The 18,896-nt window shown below is 66.5% G+C and carries 15 protein-coding genes and 2 pseudogenes; 6 read left to right on the top strand and 11 right to left on the bottom strand.

The window, feature by feature from the left end; all coding sequences use genetic code 11:
* Positions 1–843 precede the first annotated feature (843 nt).
* Complete coding sequence (locus ACZ7L5_RS03720; RefSeq protein WP_471514506.1) at positions 844–1,098, top strand: helix-turn-helix domain-containing protein; 255 nt, start codon at positions 844–846, stop codon at positions 1,096–1,098.
* Positions 1,099–1,237: 139 nt separating this feature from the next.
* Here the strand turns inward: ACZ7L5_RS03720 and ACZ7L5_RS03715 are convergent, their stop codons facing one another.
* The 6 genes from ACZ7L5_RS03715 to ACZ7L5_RS03690 form a co-directional block, all read right to left on the bottom strand.
* Positions 1,238–1,855 (bottom strand): hypothetical protein, encoded by a 618-nt coding sequence (locus ACZ7L5_RS03715; RefSeq protein WP_471514080.1) that lies wholly within the window; start codon positions 1,853–1,855, stop codon positions 1,238–1,240.
* 409 nt (positions 1,856–2,264) lie between these two features.
* A complete protein-coding gene (locus tag ACZ7L5_RS03710) occupies positions 2,265–3,233 on the bottom strand; it encodes an S-4TM family putative pore-forming effector (RefSeq protein WP_471514078.1) in 969 nt (322 codons plus the stop codon).
* On the bottom strand, positions 3,230–4,096 hold the full coding sequence (locus ACZ7L5_RS03705; RefSeq protein ID WP_471514075.1) for a CBASS oligonucleotide cyclase: 867 nt from the start codon (positions 4,094–4,096) through the stop codon (positions 3,230–3,232). The genes ACZ7L5_RS03710 and ACZ7L5_RS03705 overlap by 4 nt, the downstream gene beginning before the upstream one ends.
* 24 nt (positions 4,097–4,120) lie before the next feature.
* Positions 4,121–4,624, bottom strand: coding sequence for a hypothetical protein (locus ACZ7L5_RS03700; RefSeq protein WP_319648435.1), 504 nt, complete (start codon positions 4,622–4,624; stop codon positions 4,121–4,123).
* Positions 4,621–5,067, bottom strand: coding sequence for a hypothetical protein (locus ACZ7L5_RS03695; protein ID WP_471514073.1), 447 nt, complete (start codon positions 5,065–5,067; stop codon positions 4,621–4,623). Before ACZ7L5_RS03695 ends, ACZ7L5_RS03700 begins: the two co-directional genes overlap by 4 nt.
* 19 nt (positions 5,068–5,086) lie before the next feature.
* Positions 5,087–5,974 carry an AAA family ATPase gene (locus tag ACZ7L5_RS03690; RefSeq protein ID WP_471514504.1) on the bottom strand — a complete coding sequence of 296 codons (888 nt, stop codon included), beginning with the start codon at positions 5,972–5,974 and terminating at the stop codon, positions 5,087–5,089.
* A 263-nt stretch (positions 5,975–6,237) separates the two neighbouring features.
* Between ACZ7L5_RS03690 and ACZ7L5_RS03685 the strand changes: the two genes are divergently transcribed.
* Positions 6,238–7,353, top strand: a complete 1,116-nt coding sequence (locus tag ACZ7L5_RS03685) for a helix-turn-helix domain-containing protein (protein ID WP_471514071.1) — start codon at positions 6,238–6,240, stop codon at positions 7,351–7,353.
* A 446-nt stretch (positions 7,354–7,799) separates the two neighbouring features.
* Here ACZ7L5_RS03685 and ACZ7L5_RS03680 read toward each other — a convergent pair.
* Positions 7,800–8,079 (bottom strand): annotated as a pseudogene (locus ACZ7L5_RS03680) (transposase); the annotation flags it as partial.
* A 257-nt stretch (positions 8,080–8,336) separates the two neighbouring features.
* The gene (locus ACZ7L5_RS03675) at positions 8,337–8,552 is read right to left on the bottom strand and encodes a DUF6243 family protein (protein ID WP_351918042.1); all 216 of its coding nucleotides are present in this window, start codon (positions 8,550–8,552) and stop codon (positions 8,337–8,339) included.
* Between the two features lie 553 nt (positions 8,553–9,105).
* Here ACZ7L5_RS03675 and ACZ7L5_RS03670 point away from each other — a divergent pair.
* On the top strand, positions 9,106–9,768 hold the full coding sequence (locus ACZ7L5_RS03670) for a hypothetical protein (RefSeq protein ID WP_471514069.1): 663 nt from the start codon (positions 9,106–9,108) through the stop codon (positions 9,766–9,768).
* Between the two features lie 64 nt (positions 9,769–9,832).
* Here ACZ7L5_RS03670 and ACZ7L5_RS03665 read toward each other — a convergent pair whose 3' ends face one another.
* Entirely contained in the window at positions 9,833–10,306 is a 474-nt protein-coding gene (locus ACZ7L5_RS03665) for a mycothiol transferase (protein ID WP_471514067.1), read from the bottom strand.
* A 650-nt stretch (positions 10,307–10,956) separates the two neighbouring features.
* On the opposite strand from ACZ7L5_RS03665, the gene ACZ7L5_RS03660 reads away from it, so the two are divergent.
* Positions 10,957–12,039 carry a hypothetical protein gene (locus ACZ7L5_RS03660; RefSeq protein WP_471514065.1) on the top strand — a complete coding sequence of 361 codons (1,083 nt, stop codon included), beginning with the start codon at positions 10,957–10,959 and terminating at the stop codon, positions 12,037–12,039.
* Positions 12,040–12,042: 3 nt separating this feature from the next.
* Here ACZ7L5_RS03660 and ACZ7L5_RS03655 read toward each other — a convergent pair.
* A pseudogene (locus ACZ7L5_RS03655) lies at positions 12,043–12,257 on the bottom strand (VapC toxin family PIN domain ribonuclease); the annotation flags it as partial.
* A gap of 1,303 nt (positions 12,258–13,560) precedes the next feature.
* On the opposite strand from ACZ7L5_RS03655, the gene ACZ7L5_RS03650 reads away from it, so the two are divergent.
* Entirely contained in the window at positions 13,561–15,879 is a 2,319-nt protein-coding gene (locus ACZ7L5_RS03650; protein WP_471514063.1) for a type ISP restriction/modification enzyme, read from the top strand.
* Between the two features lie 145 nt (positions 15,880–16,024).
* Here the strand turns inward: ACZ7L5_RS03650 and ACZ7L5_RS03645 are convergent, their stop codons facing one another.
* Positions 16,025–16,294: a transposase gene (locus ACZ7L5_RS03645; protein WP_471514502.1), complete on the bottom strand. Its 270-nt coding sequence runs from the start codon at positions 16,292–16,294 to the stop codon at positions 16,025–16,027.
* A gap of 346 nt (positions 16,295–16,640) precedes the next feature.
* Between ACZ7L5_RS03645 and ACZ7L5_RS03640 the strand changes: the two genes are divergently transcribed.
* Complete coding sequence (locus ACZ7L5_RS03640) at positions 16,641–18,701, top strand: serine/threonine-protein kinase (RefSeq protein ID WP_471514061.1); 2,061 nt, start codon at positions 16,641–16,643, stop codon at positions 18,699–18,701.
* The last annotated feature ends 195 nt before the right edge of the window (positions 18,702–18,896 follow it).

Below are 18,896 nucleotides of genomic sequence, written 5' to 3'. Positions count from 1 at the left end.
GCGGCCTTCCGGAGCCCCTCTGTGAGAACCATGCGTCGCCTACCCACCCGAGCTGCGTCGCCAACAAGCTGCTGGCCCATCAGGACGGGCCGACCACACAGACGATGTCTGGTACCCCGACTACTCGTGGCGCACCATGCGCCACGACGGCATGCCCTTCTACGGATTCACCCGGTCCCCCGAGGCCGAGCAATGCCTCGTCGACCACCTCGGCCAGCTCCGCTATCGCGCCGTCCTGCCGTCGGGCCGGCACCAGCCTCACCGTGCGCCGACGAGGCCGGGTGTCGGTGCCGTTGCCCCGACGGAGTAGCGGAGGGCCGGGGCATTACGGCGCCGAGCTCCAGGTGTTTCCCGGGAGAGGGCAGCAACGAAACGGGCCGGGGCTGCAACAGCCGGTCCACACGAGTGGACGCATATGGGCCCAGACAGCTTCGAAGCGAAGCAACATAGCCCAGGATCGCCGGTTAGCCAAACCGGCGATCCCGCGGATCATTGATGGTCCACCGCCGCTACCTGCCCCTACGTCGAAAGGGACCGCCAAGACGGCTGTCGTTTCCAAGCGTCGCGCGTCTGTCAGCGCTCTGCGCTGCCGCAGAGCTCCTGCGAACAGGTGCCGTGGAGCACTCAAGGTCCTGTAAGGCGCGTAGCAGCGTCCCGAGTACACCCGGGCATAAAGTCGACCTTGCACCGGGGGGCTTGCTCATCGCCATCAGCCGCAGCCCGCAATGCAGGTGACCTCACTTACGTCACGTGTTGTTTTAATTAATTGTCGGGTCGGCACCGTGATCCACAAGCACCGTCTTAACAACCGGAGAATCCGAATTGCACGGACAGACCAACGAGGTGCAAGGCACCCGTTACAGCCCAACGCACATCCGCGCCACCTGGGAGGGAACGGGGAGCGTGCAAGACGCCTCCAGAGCGTTGGGGTTCTCTCGGGCGAAAGGCTACGACCTGGTGCGTCGCGGGGAGTTCCCGTGCCGCGTGCTACGCATCGGCCGTACAACACGTGTCGTCACCGCATCCTTGCTCCGCGTCCTGGAAAGCGGAGAGCCGGAGTACAACGGTGCCCTCGCCGGACACTGCACGCCGTCGTAGCCCGCCGTGCGCAGACGCCCCGCCCGAGTTTTCCGGTGGGCTTCGTCGTCCTAAAGACGGCAGCAGTGCGCCCGGCCGGCAGATGAGCTGGCCGGGCGCTTCGCTTCTGCCATTGAACGGCGGGGGCCGCCGCGCCGTCTCACTCAGAGGCGAGACACCCAGCCGGTGCCCCGCGTTCACCAAGCAGTGTCCTGAGCGACGAGACCGGATCCGGTGCAGCGGTGATGGCGGTGACCTCCGTATCACTGATCCGGATGGTCGGGAGCCAGTCGTGCACGGGCGGCAGCAGATCCGCCAGTGCGTCCCGGAAGGCGCGTTGCCGATGGCGCCCGCCCTCGCCAGGGAACAACGGCGGCTTTGACTTGCCGAAGCCGCCGCCGGGTTCACGCCCGGTCAAAGCCTGCGAGCGGGCCAACCATCGAGCGGCGTCGAAGCCGAGCTTCACGCCTGCCGGGTAGTACTCCAGAGTCAGAGCGCGGGCAGCGGTGAAGTGCTGCTTCTCGTCAACCTCCAGGATCTGCTGCTGCCCGTTCTCGTAGGTCAGCAGGACGTCCAGGCTCCGCCGCTCGCGAGAAGGGGCCTGCTCCGGCAGGACCAGCCCAGTGAGCGCCCCGTAGATGGCCGCGACCGTCTCCCACATGCCGACGCACTCGGTCCGCCCTGGCCGCCGCAACCAGGGCGGGCAGCTCTCTGGTTCAATCTCCGCCTTGACCACGTCAGGCAGTAGGCGGGTTATGTCGTCCTGCAACTTCTTCACACCGACACCCTCTCACCTGATAAACCATCCGAGTATCGGCGACGCCTCTGACACCGACTCGCTCTCGTTGGCCCTGCGTCCGGCCTTCCACCACGGCCGGGCAGCGCCGCCCACATACGTCCACCAGCTTCCGCGCGCGTGGTCGAATGCCGATCGCGGGTCCAGCCCAGCCAGCGGGCTGGCGAGTTCTGCAGGTCATCGAGCAGGGCAGCATCGTCATCTCCACTATGGAAGGGCAGGCGATTTTCGGGATGTTGTCCGTGCTCGCCGGACCCAGCGCGAGCTGATCGAGGCGAACACCAATGACGGGCTCGCCTCCGCGAGGGCCCGCGGCCGGTCCGGGACCCAGGGGAAGCCGCCAAGGGCGGCCCAGTTTGCGGGGGGAACTTGAAGCATCCCGCTCGGCGATCTATGTCGGTGGGGGTGCGTTTTGGGCGAGGCGGAGACGGTGGCCTTCTGCAGTGTCGCCGAAGTCGCGTTCGTCGTCGTCGCGGAAGCGTTTGTAGAACCACTCGGGTACTCGGGTGGTGTCCAGTCGGGTGCGGAGTACGCCGTCCTGTACGTCCCGTGCGACGTTCCGTAGGCGGTGCCACTCGTCGTCAGGGACGGGACCGGGGCATCCGTTGTGTAGCTCGGTGTTGACGACCTTGGTGAGTCGGTCGCGTTCGTCGGCCACCTTGCGTTGGCCGGACCAGATCTCGTAGGCAATTTGGTAGGCCGCCAGGGACGGGACGAAGAAGCTGAGGAGGGTGTCGCCCAGAGTGGCGTCCGCGACCACCAGACCCGCGACGAGGCCGACTGCGGCCCACAGCATCGCGGTAGCGGCGATGAGGTGGCTGTAGCGGCGGCGGAGGCGGGTGTCCCAGGCCAGATTCTGCTCCTGGGCGATGAACACGTCGTAGGGATGATGGACGTCGTGGGTGGGGTCGTACCAGCCGTCGGTGATGCGCTTGTCCTTCGCGCCACCTCTGGTGAGCTTGCGCGCCAGACGGCGGACGTCGGGGTCGGGGATGGGGTCGCCTGCAACGGTGGCGCGCCAGGGCAAGTGGAACAGGGCGATGTCGAACATCTCTTGGAGCAAGGCGCCTTGGCGAGCGGTGTTCCCAGCGAGGCCCTTGAGCAGGAACGCGGAGGCGACGAACCAGAAGAACCCGACGATCGAGACGACCGTCCGGCCGTGGCCGATCAGCGTGATCAGGACGCCTGCGGCGGCGAGCACGACGGCGGCTGTGACGCGCACGGCTTCGAGGAACTGGCCGCGTTGGTGGCTTGCCGACGCAGCGCGTTGGAGGAGCAGCATGTCGTCATCGAGCTGCCGCTCGTGGATGGCCCGAGGCGGTATCCCGTGGACGCCGCCGGAGTCGGTGGAGAAGGTCATGGCCTGGTCATCCGGTTCCCGAACAGCTTCTTCCACTCGTCGTAGGCAGCGCGTTCCTCGCCCTCATCCTCCAGGTCGACCGCCTGTTCTGCGATGGCGCGGGCCTGATTGAGCGCGTTGGCCGCGGTGAGTTTTTGGGTCGCGTTCATGACGGCGTTGACGTCCCCGCCCAGCCCGGCGGGGTCGGGCCACTCGTCGCCGATGCGTTCGGCGGCGGTGGCCAGGAACAGCACGATCTCGTCCTGGTAGCGCCCGATCGGCGGTTTCACCAGTGACTGGGCCATGACCTCCAGCAGGAATGAGGGCGACACGGGCTCGCCGAGTTCGCGGTTGATGCCCTTGATCATCTTGACGAAGGGTACGTACTTGCCGTCGCAGTTGGCGTTCTTGGCGATGCTCAGCTCGTGGTGGCGCTTGGGGTTGGTCGCCATCCAGTCGCCTGCCGAGGGGTTGGGGATGTAGTAGCCGCCGTCGGCTCGCTCGAACGCGGGGACTACGTCGATCGACATGACGTCGTCGTCGGGGCCGTAGGGGATGACGACGGCCATGCCATCACGGGCGGCGGAGCTCCACTTCTGACGGAGCAGGGTCTCCAAGGCGTTGATCACTTGGATGGGAGCTTGATCGCGGAAGCCTGCCTGGGAGCCGTTGGCGTCGAGGACCACGAAGATGTCGATGTCCTTGAGCTTCTTCGTCTTGGTGTCGCGCCGGTAACTGCCGGTGAGGAAGTCGTCGGCGAGGTCCCAGTGCGACCGGACGAAGTCGCGGATGGCCTCGTGCCGTGCCTTCGCCAGGTCCTGCTCGGTCTGGGTGATCTCCAGGTTGTGCTTGAGCCTGGTGAAGGCGTCGTCGATGTATCCCATAGCGGTGTGTCCCTGCTCGTGGTCTCAGTTGTGGTAGTACCGCATGCCGGTCGAGGCGTGCGGGGCGGAGCCGAGGGTGCCGAAGGTGATGCCGCGCAGGCCGTCGGTGCTCGCCCGCTGGCCGGGGCCCCAACCCGGTTGCGGGGTACGGGGTCCGTTGAAGGTGCAGAACAGCCGGTGGGTGGTGCCCGTGGGCACCTGGTCGAACTTGGCGCGGAACCGGGCGGCCCGGGCACGGGAGGCAGTGAACTCGGCGTTGCCGTCGCCAGAGGTGGTGTAGGACACCGGGAACTCGATCACCGGCGCCACGGCGCCCGAGGGCTGGTGGCACTCCACGACGACCGTGTCGAGGGAACCCTCCTCGATCCACGCCTTGATCGCGTTCTCGTTCTGCACCCAGTCGCGACGCAGCCGGTCCATGTTGATCCCCAGGTCGGCGAGGATATCGGTGATGGTGCCGAGGATGACGTCCGTCAGATGCGTGGCGGTGTGGGTCCGGGTGTAGCTGTAGGTGTAGGTAGAGGTCATCGCTGAGTCACCGCCCGTCGCAGAGCCTCATGGTCGATCAGCGGACCCGAGTTGGCAGCCGTCGTCTCCAGAGCGGGCGGGACAACGTCGGACAACCGGGCGTGACCCTCGGCGGCCGCCTTCACCTGCTCCTGGAGGGGGGCCGGCGACGGCAGGTGGATCGTGAAATCGCCAGCGCCCGCCGCGCCGGGGACGGGGTTGAGGTTCTCCTCCAACGTCAGCGCCGCCGTGCCGGACACCGTCGTGATCTCGCAGTGCACCTTGCCAGCCACCAGGGTGATCGGGTGCTGCTGCAGGTGACCTGCCGCGATCAGCATCCGCCCGACCGCCTCGGCGGCCGACATCGCCTGCACCGCCTCGTCGCGGGACAGCGCGGAGGACTGTTCCACGGTGTCGGCCACAACGTCCGCAATCACCTTCCAGGTTTCGCTGGCGCTGCGCACGGGAGAGGCCGCCACCTGCCTAGTACGCCGCACGGGACACCTCCGGCTGGCCCGTCTGCCCGACGGCGTTGCGCACTGCGGCGGCCAGGTCGTCTTCACTGAGGCGGCCGGGATCGAGCACCGTATCCAATCGCTGCGCCAAGGCTTCGAAGACCACCTTGCGCGTACGACGGCCGTCCAGCCCCTGAGCCGCCTCCGCGATGCGGACCACCGCCGAGGAGCGCGCCAGCTCACCCAAGGCCGGATACTTGTCGGCCAGCATCAGCAGCGTCGAGGTCAGGATCTCCCGCAGCGCCTCCGGCTCGGGAAGCGGGACAAAGATGGCGGCGTCGGAGCGAGAGAGGAACGCCTCGTCCAGCGCGGTGGTGAAGTTGCTGGTCGCAACGAAGAACAGGTGCGGGTGCTCGGCGGCGTTGAGATCCAAGGCCGTGAGCACCGCGTCGGTGGCACGGTGCACATCGGCCGGGTTGGCGGCCAGCGACGCCGCCGAACGGGCGACCGCCATCGACTCCACCTCGTCGAGGATCACCACGGTCGGCACGCCATCCGACGCGAGACCCGGCACGTACTCGCCGAGCAACTCGCTGACCCGCTGCTGCGACTGCCCGTGCTCGGCGCTCATTAGCCCGTGCGGGTTGATCTCGATCCGTCGGACCTTGCCTCCGCCGACGTAGCGGGCGATCTGCGCCGGCAGACCCCGTGCCAGCGTGGTTTTGCCGGTACCGGGAGGACCGTAGAGCGTGCACAAGCCGTGCAACGCAGTCACCGCGAACGGCAGGTCAGGCCGCACGAACAGCGACAACACCGTCTGGTTGCGCAACCGCTCCTTGATCTCCTCCGGCACCACGATGGCGTCCCACAACGCGGCCTCCGCCGAGTCGGCGGTGATCACCTCGTCCGACAACACGCACTCCTGAACCCTCATCCCCTCAACTCCATCCCCCCACGCGCGGTGGGCTACCTCAGATCCGAACATCATCTTCCGAGTTTTCGGTAGAGTACACGACAATGCGGAGATACAACTCGACACACTTCACTCCGGCGTGTTCCGCTGGAGCCGGGTGATTTGACCGACCGGTAACCAAGGTGTGCCTAAGATGCGAGCGGAACATTCAAGATCGAGAATCGTCCGCTGATCGGTGGACGTCGACTGGCGCGGAGACGAGCGACGTGAACGACCCGCAACTGGACCCCGGCGACATCGCGGCCCTGTTCGATCGCGCCCGACTGCGAATGGCGCGCGAACTCCGGGGGCTCGCCCAAGTGCAGCTGGCCCGGGAAGTCGGCTCCGTCACCGCGGCCTCGATCAGCCAGTTCGAGAACGGACACACCAAGCCCGCCACATCGACGCTTCGCCGGCTCGCGGTCGCGTTGCGGGTACCGCTGTCGTTCTTCGCCGCTCCCGCCCGCCCCCCGGCTCAAGATCAGCTCAATGGGTTCTTCCGCAGCCTTCGATCCACCTCCCCCCGGGATCGGCAACAAGCGCTCGCCTACGTGCACCTCGCACGGGAACTCGCGCTTGAGCTCGAAAAACACGTCGCGTTGCCCGACCTCAATCTGCCGCGCATGTCGATCGACGAAGGGCAGCCTCTTCAGTCCGCCGATATCGAACAAGCGGCAGCCCAGGTCCGTCAACATTGGAACGTCCCCCGCGGCCCGGTTCAAGACGTTGTGCGACTGCTGGAAATGAATGGAATTGTTGTCGTTCGCTTCCGTGTCGGCATCGAAAAGGTTGATGCATTCTGCGTCGATTTCCCCGACAGGCCCGTTGTTGCTCTCGGCGCCGACAAGGGTCTACGCGACCGCTCACGCTTCGATGCGGCCCACGAACTAGGGCACCTGGTCCTGCATGGCGTCGCTGGCAAGATTGGCGACAAGGTCACCGAGAGTCAGGCCCACGAGTTCGCCGCCGCGTTCCTCATGCCAGCCGACGACATCCGATCCGAACTTCCGGAGCGGCTCGACTGGCCCGCTTTTCTCCGCTTGAAGGCGAAATGGCACGTCTCACTAGCCGCCCTTTTGGTCAGGGCCAAAACGCTCGGTGCCATAAGCGAACACACCTACGCTCAGGGATGGAAAGCGTTGTCCGTCCGAGGGTGGAGGAAAGTAGAGCCTGGTCCCCTGGGAAATCCAGAGGCTCCCGTACTCCTGCAGCGCGCACTAGAACTCACGGAGACAACGGGTATCTCCTTCGCCGATTTCATCAATCGTTCCGGTCTTCCGGAAGCCGATGTTCGAACCCTGCTCAGTCGGGATATCAGCGAACGACCCCGCGTGGAGTTCTGACCTACCGCACCTCGGTCACTCAGTACTCGCGGTCATAGAGATCCCCGTACGGCATCAGCAGCGTCCACGACCGCCCGGCCCTCGGCAGAACAGCGAAGACCCCGCTCAGGTCCGGAGGCTCCGGCGCCGACGGTTCGATTCAGCTGCCGGTGGCCAGCTAAGTCGATCCAGCCATACGCTCCCGCACTCCCGTGACCGGCCGCACCGGGAGGAGCGCGCATCCCTCGTACGGACGAGTGAGCGGGGTGCGATCGCAAATCAGGCACACCCCCGAAAGCGTCACAGGCACACAGCGCATGAGGCGCCGACCGCATCGTGCGCGCCAGCGCAGCCGATCTCACGACGAAGCCGCACCGGAGCGCTCCGGTGCGGCTTCGTCGTCTCACGGCTCCGCGCGGATGTCCCGTAAGCATGGTCCCCGGCGGGGCCTAGCCGTATCACAGCCCCTATGAGCGGGGTCCTGGCTGTAGCTGTCCGACCAGGTGGAAGACGTCCCGAGCCGCGTAGCGTTTGAGGCAACGGACGATTTCGCGCCCGGGTCTTGCCCTCCTTGATCCGGCGCTCGTAATAGTCCGGAGTGCGCGGGTCGACCCGCCGACGGGTGAACACGATGCGGTGGAGCGCTGCGTTGGCCTGCCGGTCGCCGCCACGGTTGAGGCGACGGAACTGCCGGCGTCCCGAGGGACGCTCGACGGGACTGCCCCCGCACAAAGCGGCGAAGGACGCCCTGCACGCTCTTCCTGACAGTGTCGCCCGGGCTGAGCACGTGGACCGCGCTGGTGGTGATGCTGCTGGTGCAGCTCGGGTGTTGGCGGTGACGGGGCTGCTGAAGCTGCGGCCGCCCCGGGCGGTCGGCTGAGACGCGGGTGCTTGGCCGAGAGCTGAGCGGGACCGGCCGCGCCCGGTACGGCAGCAGTGCCCCGGACCGCGCGTCGCGGTCCGGGGCACTGCCCCATGCGGTGCCGCCCTGCGGCGGCGGTGCGTCAGCTCTGTGCGGTGTCGTCGCTCGTCTGCCCGGCGCCCTCGGCTGCGCCTGCCTTCTCGCGCATCTTGCGCACCAGCTCCGCCTTCTGGTCGGCTGCACCCTGGCGGTCGAGGTTGCGGTACGGACCGTTGTTCTGCCGTTCGGCGCGGGACAGCTTCTTGCGCTGGCCGCCGCCCATGCCCACGGGGTTGTTGATGTTCTTGCTCACGGTCACGGGTTCTCCCGGTATTGATGTGAAGTGATCTACGGATTCATCGGTGGGGGACGGGCGGCGACGTCGAAGGACGTCAGCAGGGGCCCATCACGCTCTCACTCGTAAATCGGCGTCTGGAAGAACATGACAAAGACGTTACCCGCTTCCTTCGGCCCCGCACACCAACTTTTCGCCGCCCCGGCGTCGGCCGGGCCTTCGGCGAGCGCCCGGGGGGCAGCTGTTTCCTTCCGGGACTCTCAGCACCGCCAGCACCCGCCGGAGGTCGCCGCCCGCCCGGGGCAGGTCCAGATGGGCGTTACTGGGCCGCCGCGGGCGTTGCCAGTGGTCGCGAGCACACTGACGGCATGAGAGATCATCTCACTTGCGCCCCACCGTTGCGCCGGCCAACCTCTGCGGAACGTCTGTGCAACGAGGCGTCGTTCGCGGCGCTGTGCGCGGTCAGCCCACCCGAGTGCGACCGACGACTCCGTGACACAGCTGGGAACTGATCACCGAGCTACGGAGTCCGTCATAGTGTGAACGGCCGTGATGCCAGTGAAGTGGTGGGGAAGTTGTGACGAACAGCAGCGGTAGCAATCCGTCGGCAGCGGGTCCGGGCACGTCTGCGCCGGGGCAGCCGCGCTGGGCCTGGTGGGTCGTAGGCATCGTCGTGCCCGTCGTTGGCATCGCAGCCACGGTGTTCGTCAGCAACCGGCACAGCTCTGCTGACGACTCGAAGCCACCCGCCGTCGCGGGGGCACCGTCTGCCACGCATGATCAAGCCAAGCCAACCGCATCAGCGGATCCGGCCAGCCCGGAGAACACGGCGTCCCGCGCCATGTTCGGTCCACACGACATTCAGTTCCGGACCAGCGCATACGGGGTTGACATCGACTTCGACACGCGCAAGCCGCTTGTTGCGGATGACCTCAAGGGCGCCGACGTGTCGGCCGTCACTGATGGAAGCGGGACGGCTGGTTCCACCAACTTCCATGGCGGCCCCCGGCTCGCGGCGATCATCGCGCCGATTTCGGGAAGTGATGCTGATCCAACCGAGGCGCAGTGCGCGGAGGCGTTGCGGAGCAACGGCGACCCCATGCTGCAGGACCCGCCTCAGGATGCGCAGTTCTGTGTTCAGACCACCGAGGGGCGTATTGCGTTCGTACGTGTCGTGTCGGCCGCACCGGGTGGGCACACCATGAGGCTCACAGCGACGGTTTGGGACCTCGCCACCTAGCCGCGCCCTGAGACAGGCGAGCAACAAGCCCTCAAAAAGCCGACAGGCGACGAGGACACCCGTGCTACGAGCTCTTGGTAGAACTAGCGTGATCAGGCTTGGCGACGGCTGCTTTGGCAGCTCGCTCGATCTTCGCTCGGTGGGCATCCCAGAAGGCGTCGTCGTGCTGCTGAGTCGCGTATTCGGCTGTTTTCCCTGTCGAGTTGTCGAGCTGTTCGCGCAGGATGTCGGCGTGACCGGTGTGCCGGCTGGTCTCGGTGAGCATGTGGACGAGGATGTTGAACAGCTTCACGTTGGGGCGTGGCCACCAGGGCACGTAGCCGAGGGAGTCGATGGCGAGGGCGGTGATCATCGCGTCTGAGTGCTCCCACACGCGACGGTAATGGTCGATGATCTCCTCACTCGTCTCCTGCTCGGTCGCCCACATGTCGGCGCCACGTTCTCCGGTGTTGTCCCACCGGGGCAGAGGTTCGGGGAACGGTCGGTCGAAGACTTCGCCGAAGTACTTGGACTCCCAGATCGACGAGAAGGAGAACAAACGCTTGCGTACGAAGCTCAGTGGCTGAAGGCCCCGACCAAAGCCACCGGGCTGACTCGCCAGCAGTGCACGGAGACCGAGCTGACGGCAACGGCGAAGATCGCCGCTACACGGACACCCAGTTCGCCCGCACAATGGCAGCTCATCGCTCCCTTCGGCGAAGACCCGGCCGCGCACCGGTCGGCGATACGCGCCATCGCCGCGTAGACACGGTCCACGTCAGCCCCCGCTCGTTCGAGCGAAATGGTTTCGAAGCACCCGCCGCTGGCAAACGGAACTGACACCATGCCGCCGTCGTACGTCAACCTCGAGTCGAAGGCGGGCCATTGGAACGGCAGGTCAATGAGCGGCAACTCTCGGTGCTGAAGTGGGTGGAAGACGGGTGCCCTGCTGGCGTTTGGGAGACCAGCTCCTACAAGACCACCTGTCAGGCGCTGCAGAACCGGGGCCTGGTCCTGGTCTCCCGGAAGGGTGGGCAGTGGAACGTCGCCTTGACAAGCGCTGGCCGGCACTACCTGGCGCAAGGCACATACCCTCCCAGTGGATCGCGCCCGCGGAAGACCCAGACCGCCGCTCCGCAACCCCCGTCCCCCCGAGCGCAGGAAACTCCGGCCTCCGCGCGAAAGCCAAGCCCTCCTCCACAGCGTCGCGTGACATTCACGGAGCAACTGCTGCAAGAGCTCGCAGAGGCAGGCGGCCAGATCGTCAAGCCCGGCAGCGGTCCAGACTCCGAGAAGTGGCCGTCCCGGATCGCCGCGGCGCGCAGATCCGGAAAGATTCCGGAGACGAAGGAGCTGTACGGGGGTTGGTGCCGTGGCGGGTACGAGATCAAGCTCGTCGACATCCCCGCCTGGTGCCTTGCCGTCCTCGAACCCGTCCCCGTGCCCGCCCGGCTCACCCGCCCGCACACCGTGGTCCGGGCCATGCAGAGCGAACAACAGCCGCTGGGCCTGACCAGGTCCGTCCAAGGACGTGCTCTCCGGCTCATCCAGGCGCTGATCACCGCTGCCGAGGCCGAAGGACACTCCTGTTCGGCGGGAGCGACCGGCTTCGCGCCCCCGTCTCATCGCCGCCGCAGAGCGTCTCCCCACTTCACCATCACCGCACAGGGCCAGACCGTGGGGTTCCTCGTCCTCCAGGAACAGGACCGGACCGAGCACGTCGCCACCGAGAAGGAACTCGCCGACGCCAAGAAGAACTCCTGGATCAGGATCCCCCGCTTCGACTACACCCCATCCGAACGCCTCCGCTTCGTCCTCAGCGGCGGCCAACCGCACCGGGCAAGCGAATGGTCCGACGGGACCGGCCACCCCCTCGAAGAGCAGCTCGCCGAGATCGCACAGGAGGTCACCCTCCGCGGCGAAGCCGCCGAACGCAGACGTCTCGACGAGATCGAAGCCGCACGCCAGAAACGCATCCGCTGGGAAGCCGCCATGGAAGACGCCCGCATCCAGTACGCCGAGGCGTACCGCTTCAGACACTTTGAAGCGCAAGAAGCGGCATGGCGCCACGCCACCGGACTGACGGAGTACTTGAGCGCCGTACGCAAACGAGTCGAGGCCATGACCCCAGGGCAGACCAGAACCGAAGCCGAAGCATGGATCAGCTGGGCAGCATCCACCGTCGAGCGCCTCGACCCATTGCACACACCACCCCGACTGCCCGACATCCCCGAACCACGAGCCGACGACCTCAGGCCCTTCCTCGGGCACTGGAGCCCCTACGGCCCGTGAGCCGCGATAGCGGGCGCGCACCGACTGGGTGGCGCTCAGATGATCATCCGTGATCTCAGACAGAACGGCACGGCCTCGTCGCACCCAATGTCGGATGTCGTCGACCGCGCTGAGCGCCGCTGCACGGCCCAGCTTGCGGGTGGCGACGTGGTCGATCTCCGAGAGCAGCAGCGGGGACATACCAGGAGCCCCGCAGCCATGATGGCTTCGTTTGACGCACGCACGCTGCCCCCGCAATCGCCCCAGCGTGCCTGCAAGATCGCCGTACCGTCCACCGATTGCGCTCCGCACGTTGACGCACGCCCAGGACGCACTCCCGGCTCACGCTCCAACCAACCTCCGTACGCGGAGCTTTGGCGGCTTGTCAGCAATCAACTTACATCCGCTGGTGTTTGCTGCTTGAGATGTCATGGGCATTCTGTATGGGTCTGATCGTCGGCGTGGGTGCAACCTTGGGGGGCCGATGGCAGGAGGGGACGTCTGGGCGGGAAAGGGCACGACCGGATCGGTAGCGGACCTCGTTGCCCAGTTCGGCGAGGAGGTCAGGGCCAAGCTTCAAGGTCCCGCAGGGGCGGTCAGCAGTAAGGAGGACAGCCTGACCGCGCCGGTGGAGCATCTGCTGCGCGGCATGGCCTCGCGGCAACGCCTCAAGCTCATCGTCCACGGTCAGAGTCGCATCAAGGAACTCGGCATCCGGCCCGACTTCGCCATCGCCTGCGGCGGCAGGACCATAGGGCACGTCGAGCTGAAGCAGCCGGGCTCGGGGGCCGATCCGGAGAAGTGGTCGGTGAAGAGCCACGACCGCAAGCAGTGGGAGAAGATCAAGGCACTCCACAATGTGCTGTACACCGACGGATACCAATGGGCGGTCTACCGTTTCGGCGTACAGGTCGGCCCGACCGGGATCCTGGTCGGAGACCTTGATTCCGGTAGTCGGCAACTCGTCGTCGCGGACACCGGGTTCGAGCGTGCCCTCACGCACTTCTTCCTGCCGGCGCCCATCGTCCACGACAGCATCAACGAACTGGTCAAGCGCATCGCGGGAATCTGCGCCCTGCTGCGTGACGAGGTCACCGAGCGTCTCACCCGCGAGGAGCACGGGGAGGCTGACGCTGCGTTCTCGATCCTGGCCGACAACTGGAAGGACCTGCTCTTTCCCGATGCTCGCCCGGAGGAGTTCGCGGATCAATACAGTCAGACGCTGACGTTTGCCATGCTGCTGGCTCGTCTTGAGCACATTGATCTGGGCAGGCTCACGCTTCCCGAGGTCGCGATCCGGCTGGGCAAGCGGCATTCCTTGATGGGCAAGGCGCTGGCGGTGCTGACGGACGACGCCCTCGACGATCTGCGGGGCATCATCGACCCGCTGATCGACGTCTTATCGGCCGTCGACCCCGAGATGTTCAAGGACGAGACCGGAGACGCCTACCTCCACTTGTACGAGGGCTTTCTGGCGCCTACGACCCGGAACTGCGACGGCGGACGGGTACTTACTACACGGCTGGCGAGGTCGTCCGCTTCATGGTCGGCTTCACTGACGAGGTGCTGCGTGACCGGCTCGGCCAAGAGGACGGCTACGGAAGCAAGGACGTCACCGTCGTCGATCCGGCCATGGGCACCGGGACCTTCCTCATCAACATCATCGACCACGTCGCCAAGTCCCTGTCCTTGAAGTACGGCAGCACGCTCAAGTCCGGGCTTCTCCGGGAGCTCTCGGGCCGACTGGTCGGGCTGGAGAAACAGACCGGGCCGTACGCCGTCGCCGAACTCCGTGTGCACCACGCCTTCCGGTCCCACGACGCCGACATCACGCGCCGCCCGCCGAGGCTTCTGGTGGCCGACACACTCGACGATCCCGCCGTCGAGCACCACCTGGGCTTCATGTACGAGGCGATCGCCCGCCACCGCCGGATGGCGAACAAGATCAAGGCGGACGAGAAGGTCATGGTGGTCATCGGCAATCCGCCCTACCTGCGGGGTGCGAGACAGTCGGGCGTCGGACGCTGGGTCACCGAGGGCAACCCGAACGGCCAGGGCCCGATCCTCGCCCGCTTCCACCCAGAGGACAACGGACGCGTCGGATACGCCCTCGACAACCTCTACGTCTACTTCTGGGCGTGGTCCACCTGGAAGGTCTTCGACCAGTCGACCGCCTCGGGAGCGCCGAAGGCCCCCAGCGGGATCGTTGCCCTCATCACCAACTCCGGATTCCTGGACAGCGAGGGCTCGGCCGGCATGCGCCACTACCTGCGCGAGGTCGCCGACGAGGGCTGGGTCATCGGTCTCTCCCCCGAGGGCGCCTACTCCGACACGCGCACCCGTGTCTTCCAGGATGTCAAGCGGGAGATCTGCATCGCCGTCTTCGTCCGCCATGACGCCCCGGACGCGGGTACACCGGCACGGGTCTGGCGACTCGACGTCCCCGCGGGCACACGCGAGGAGAAGTTCGACTGGCTGGAAGGGCTTGGCCTCGACGGCCATCGCGGAGGGACCTCCTGGCAGCTCTGCCCCACACAGTGGACCACGCCCTTTCACGTCACGTCCGACTCCGAGTGGTCGGCAATGCCACCGGTGGACGCCCTGCTGCCCTGGACGAGCTCCGGCAACAAGAACAACCGCAACTGGCCCGTCTCACCCAGCCGGGACGTTCTGGAGAGGCGCTGGCACAGGCTCGTCCAGGCTCCGGCAGACGCCAAAGCGGAGCTGATGAAGAGCACCGGAGACCGCCGCCCGGACAAGCTGGAACCGCCACTGCCCGGCCAGCAGGAGACGGGCAGTCTTGCCGCAGAGAAAGAGAGGGTTCCGGTCATCGTCAAGTACGGACGGATGACGTTCGACGGGCAGTACCTCATCGCGGACCGAAGAGTGATCGACCGACCGCGGCCGGCCTTGTGGTTCGCCCACAACGACCAGCGTCAGATCTACCTGTCCGAACTCCACACGGAATCAGGCCGTCCGGGGCCGGCGGTGAGTTTCACCGCCCTTCTGCCCGACATTCATCACTTCAAAGGCACCGAAGGCGGCCGCGTCGCCCCTCTTTACCGCCACCCCCACCAGGCTGAACCAAACGTCACCCCTGGCCTGCTGCGGCTGCTCACCAACACGCACGGCGTGACGGTCACCGCCGAGGACCTCTTCGCGTACATCGCGGGAACAGCCGGCCACAGCGGCTACACCCGCCGCTTCGCCGCGAACCTCGCCGAGCGCGGTGCCCGTATCCCTATAACACGTGACCCGGCTCTATGGGCGGAGCTCGTGGAAGTGGGCAGGCGCACGGTGTGGATCCACACGTACGGCCAGCGCTTCGCCTCCCACCACGACAGTTCACCTGGCTCGTCCCCGAGGCTTCCCCCGGAGGAACAACCGGAATGCGTCGTCGTGATCGGAGAGCACGACGGGTTACCTGAGGACATCTCCTACGACGCCTCCACACGAACCCTCACCGTGGGCAAGGGCTGCATACGTCCGGTGGCGCCGGAAGTCTGGGACTATCGGATCGGCGGGGTGCAGGTGATCCGCAAGTGGTTCAGCTTCCGCAAGCGCAAGCCAGACGTGGAACGACAGACCCCGTTGAACGACATCCTGCCCCTGACCTGGCCTGCTCGGTGGACCGTTGACCTTATTGACCTCATCAACGCGCTCGGGCTCCTCGTAGCCCTCGAACCCCGACAGGCCCGGCTGCTGGACGCCGTGAGCAGCGGCCCGCTCATCAGCACCGACGACCTACGGGGCGAGGGCATCCTGCCCGTACCTGCCTACGCAACCAAGGAACCGAAACCGCCGCGGAAGTCTCGACGCACCCCCGGCCCTGGTCAGGAGAGCCTCGACTTCTCGGACTGACACCCGCCCGGCCTGAGTGCCTGACGCCCGCAACATCAACGGAATATTTGCACGACGACGCCCCACCGCAGCAAGCCAGCGGGGCGTCGTCGTATCAGGTCCCCGTCTACGCAGGACCCCCGCCGGAGCGATCCGACGGATGATCTCACGCCGGGTCTCGCCCTCGGTGCGGCGCTTCGTCATACGCCTGGCTGCGGCCATCGAAGCGCAGCCAGGTGAACACGATGCGGCGCAGAGTGGCGTTTGCCAGCCGGTCACCGCCCTGGCTGAGCCGACGCGTACTACGACGGCCCGAGGAGTACTCGAGGGGACTGACCCCGCACCAAGCGGCGAGGGACGCCTCAGTGTTCAGCCACTCGGGTTTGTCTCCCGTGGAGATCAGCTTGCCACCCACGAGATCGACCCCACACCCCATCGCCGCAATCAAGCGTCGGGCGAGTGTCCCGCAAAGCCCCTCGCTCCTGACGCAGGACCATCCGGGGGCGTGGAGATCTTCCTCGCTGACGACGGGGGTACGGGGAGCTCGCCATCGAACTGGCCAGCCGGCACTCCGGGCTGCCGCTGACGTCATGTCGGAAGAGCCGGACCCGGGCTGGACGAGGAAGCTTTGGGCAGCTGAGGCACGGGATGGTGCTGGCACGCGCGCGGATTGGCGCTCTACTCCCCACGAACGCGGATATCGCGCACGACGGGACTTCCCGTGGACGCCCCGGCGATACGCTGAAGAGCCACAACCAGCCACTCCCGTAGGAGACTTACCCTTGCCGCAGCTCGCCTTCGTGCACACCTTCTGGACCGACTACGAGCAGTTGGACAAGCCCGTCCGGGCCGCGGTTCGCAAGGCGATGGCCAAGTTCAAGTCGCTGACGGTGGCCGAGCTGTACGCGGACAAGGGGCTGGGGTTGTCCGTCGCGCGCACGGCCCGCGATCCGCGGATGAGGACGATGCGCATCACGGCTTTCTGGAGGGGCGTGCTCCTCGCGCCCGACGACGGAAGTGAGACCTTTCTCCTCCTCAAGGTGTTGCCGCACGACGAGGCCCTGCAGTGGGCCGCCACCAGACTCGCCTCTGTGAACTCCGCGATGGGAAGTCTGGAGTTGCGGGACGTCGCGGCCATGGAGCGGCTGGTCACTTCACGCCCCGCTTCCCACGCTCCGACGACTCTCTTCGCTCGGTTCTCCGCCACCGAACTCACAAAGCTGGGTATCGACGGCCAGACCTTGGAAGCCATCCGCACCATCGCGGATAGAGCACAGTTCGACGCCTTCCAGCCGCTACTTCCCGAGGACCAGAGCGAGGTGCTCCAGTACCTCGCGGAGGGGTTCGATCCTGCGGAGGTCTTCCGGAACGTCGTCGCTCCCCGGCAACCGGCTGACGCTAACTCGAAGGCTTCGACGAGCATCGCGGACGCCATCGCCCACACGAGCGACCGGATCACCCTCTTCTCGGAAGCCGGGGAACTGGAGGAGCTCGCTGGCAAGCCGCTGGTCGCGCCACGAACGAGAGAGCTGGTAGGCCCATCCAGGCGGGGCGAGCGCAAGGATTACCGGTGTGAACGGCTGCCCCTCGCCGACGGCGGCCAGGCAGACGTCTTCAAGGCCGTGCATAAGCCGAGCGGCGAGGTCGTCATCCTCAAGAAGCTTAAGAGCAAGTACCCGACCGGACGTCAAGTGGCCCGCATGCGACGGGAGATCGAATGCGGGCGCAGTCTGGTCGGGAACCCTCACGCGATGCCGGTCCTGGACTTCGATCCCAAACACACCTGGTTCGTCATGCCGTACGCAGAGGCCACCGCCGAAAGCTGCCTGAAGGAATTCTTTGATGATGCGGCCCTGCGAGAGCTACTGGAATCCCTATGCTCGGTCCTCGCGGTGGCGCACCGTATCGGATGGATCCATCGGGACATCAAGCCAGCCAACGTCCTACGTCTGAACGGCCGCTGGGTTCTGGCGGACTGGGGGATCGTACGGCGGCCCCTGGGGCAGACAACCGATCCGCAGCGGACCCGCGTGGGGGTCTTCCTCGGCTCTGAGGGTTTCGCGGCCCCTGAGCACTACAGCGACGCCCATCATGTGGGCCCCGCCGCCGACATCTACAGCCTGGGACAGCTCATCGGGTGGGCCGTAACGGGCGAGACACCCCTCGTGAACGTCCCGTTGCTCCCCAAGTCGGGCCCCTGGCGTGCGATCGTCCGGGAGGCGACCCAGAGGGACCCGGAGCGACGCCCGGCCACGGTGTCCGCCTTCCTCGACTTCGTCGCACATGAGCTGGACGGGCCGACGGAGCCCGTTGCCCTACGCGGCGAGCACCTCCAGGAGGAACTGTTCGCCGGGTCAACGGAAGCGGGGGCCGAACTCCTGACGCTGGCCGCTACGCATCCCGACGACACGGCTCTCTACTTCGACGTGCTGATCAAAATCCCCGTCGCCTCGATAATGACGGATCTGCTGGCCGACGCCGCTCGCGCGGTCGAGGTCGTGTCCGCGATGGCGACACTCTTCGGTTCGGACGTCTCCCACGGTTTCGAGGAACTCGACGCCACCGTCAGGTGGCTGGCCGGTATCGCCGAGGAAGCGGCCCGCGTGAGGGAGCTCGATCTCCTGGAAGCGTGCTGCGGTGGCGCGTTCGAATGGATCCCTCTCCTGGACGACCAAAGCGGCCAGGCCGAGGTCTTCTCCTGGTGGACGACCCTGAGCGCGGACGCCGCCAGCTCGGTGGCGGCGATGCTGCGACAGCATCCAGAGTGCGTGACGTACTTCGGTCACCTGGCGCACGACCTCCGCGTCGACCACCGGATTCGCGCGGCCATCGCCCAGCAGTAGACCGGTCCGGCAGTGCCCAGGATCTTCCAGCGGATCTCGTAGTAGTGGCGGGCGAGAGTGAGCGGCGGCACCAGACTCGTTTGGGCCGATAGGGTTTCGGGGCAGGTTGGGAGGCTCCGACTCTTGCGTCCGCGATGTTGCGTTGTCGGCCTCCAGGCAGCGACGGCTTAGTACGCCTGGGGTGCGGGGATCGAC

It is taken from the genome of Streptomyces sp. NPDC107528, from assembly GCF_055639295.1.
The sequence above is the reverse complement of the archived record's forward strand: the minus strand, read 5'-3'. Positions and strand labels throughout refer to the sequence as shown.

What these genes read in the sequence shown, in the direction of transcription:
- ACZ7L5_RS03700 (WP_319648435.1), bottom strand. Translation starts at nt 4,624, where the DNA reads ATGACCTCTACCTACACCTACAGCTACACCCGGACCCACACCGCCACG.
- ACZ7L5_RS03645 (WP_471514502.1), bottom strand. Translation starts at nt 16,294, where the DNA reads ATGGGGTGTGGGGTCGATCTCGTGGGTGGCAAGCTGATCTCCACGGGA.
- ACZ7L5_RS03705 (WP_471514075.1), bottom strand. Translation starts at nt 4,096, where the DNA reads ATGGGATACATCGACGACGCCTTCACCAGGCTCAAGCACAACCTGGAG.
- ACZ7L5_RS03710 (WP_471514078.1), bottom strand. Translation starts at nt 3,233, where the DNA reads ATGACCTTCTCCACCGACTCCGGCGGCGTCCACGGGATACCGCCTCGG.
- ACZ7L5_RS03650 (WP_471514063.1), top strand. Translation starts at nt 13,561, where the DNA reads ATGGTCGGCTTCACTGACGAGGTGCTGCGTGACCGGCTCGGCCAAGAG.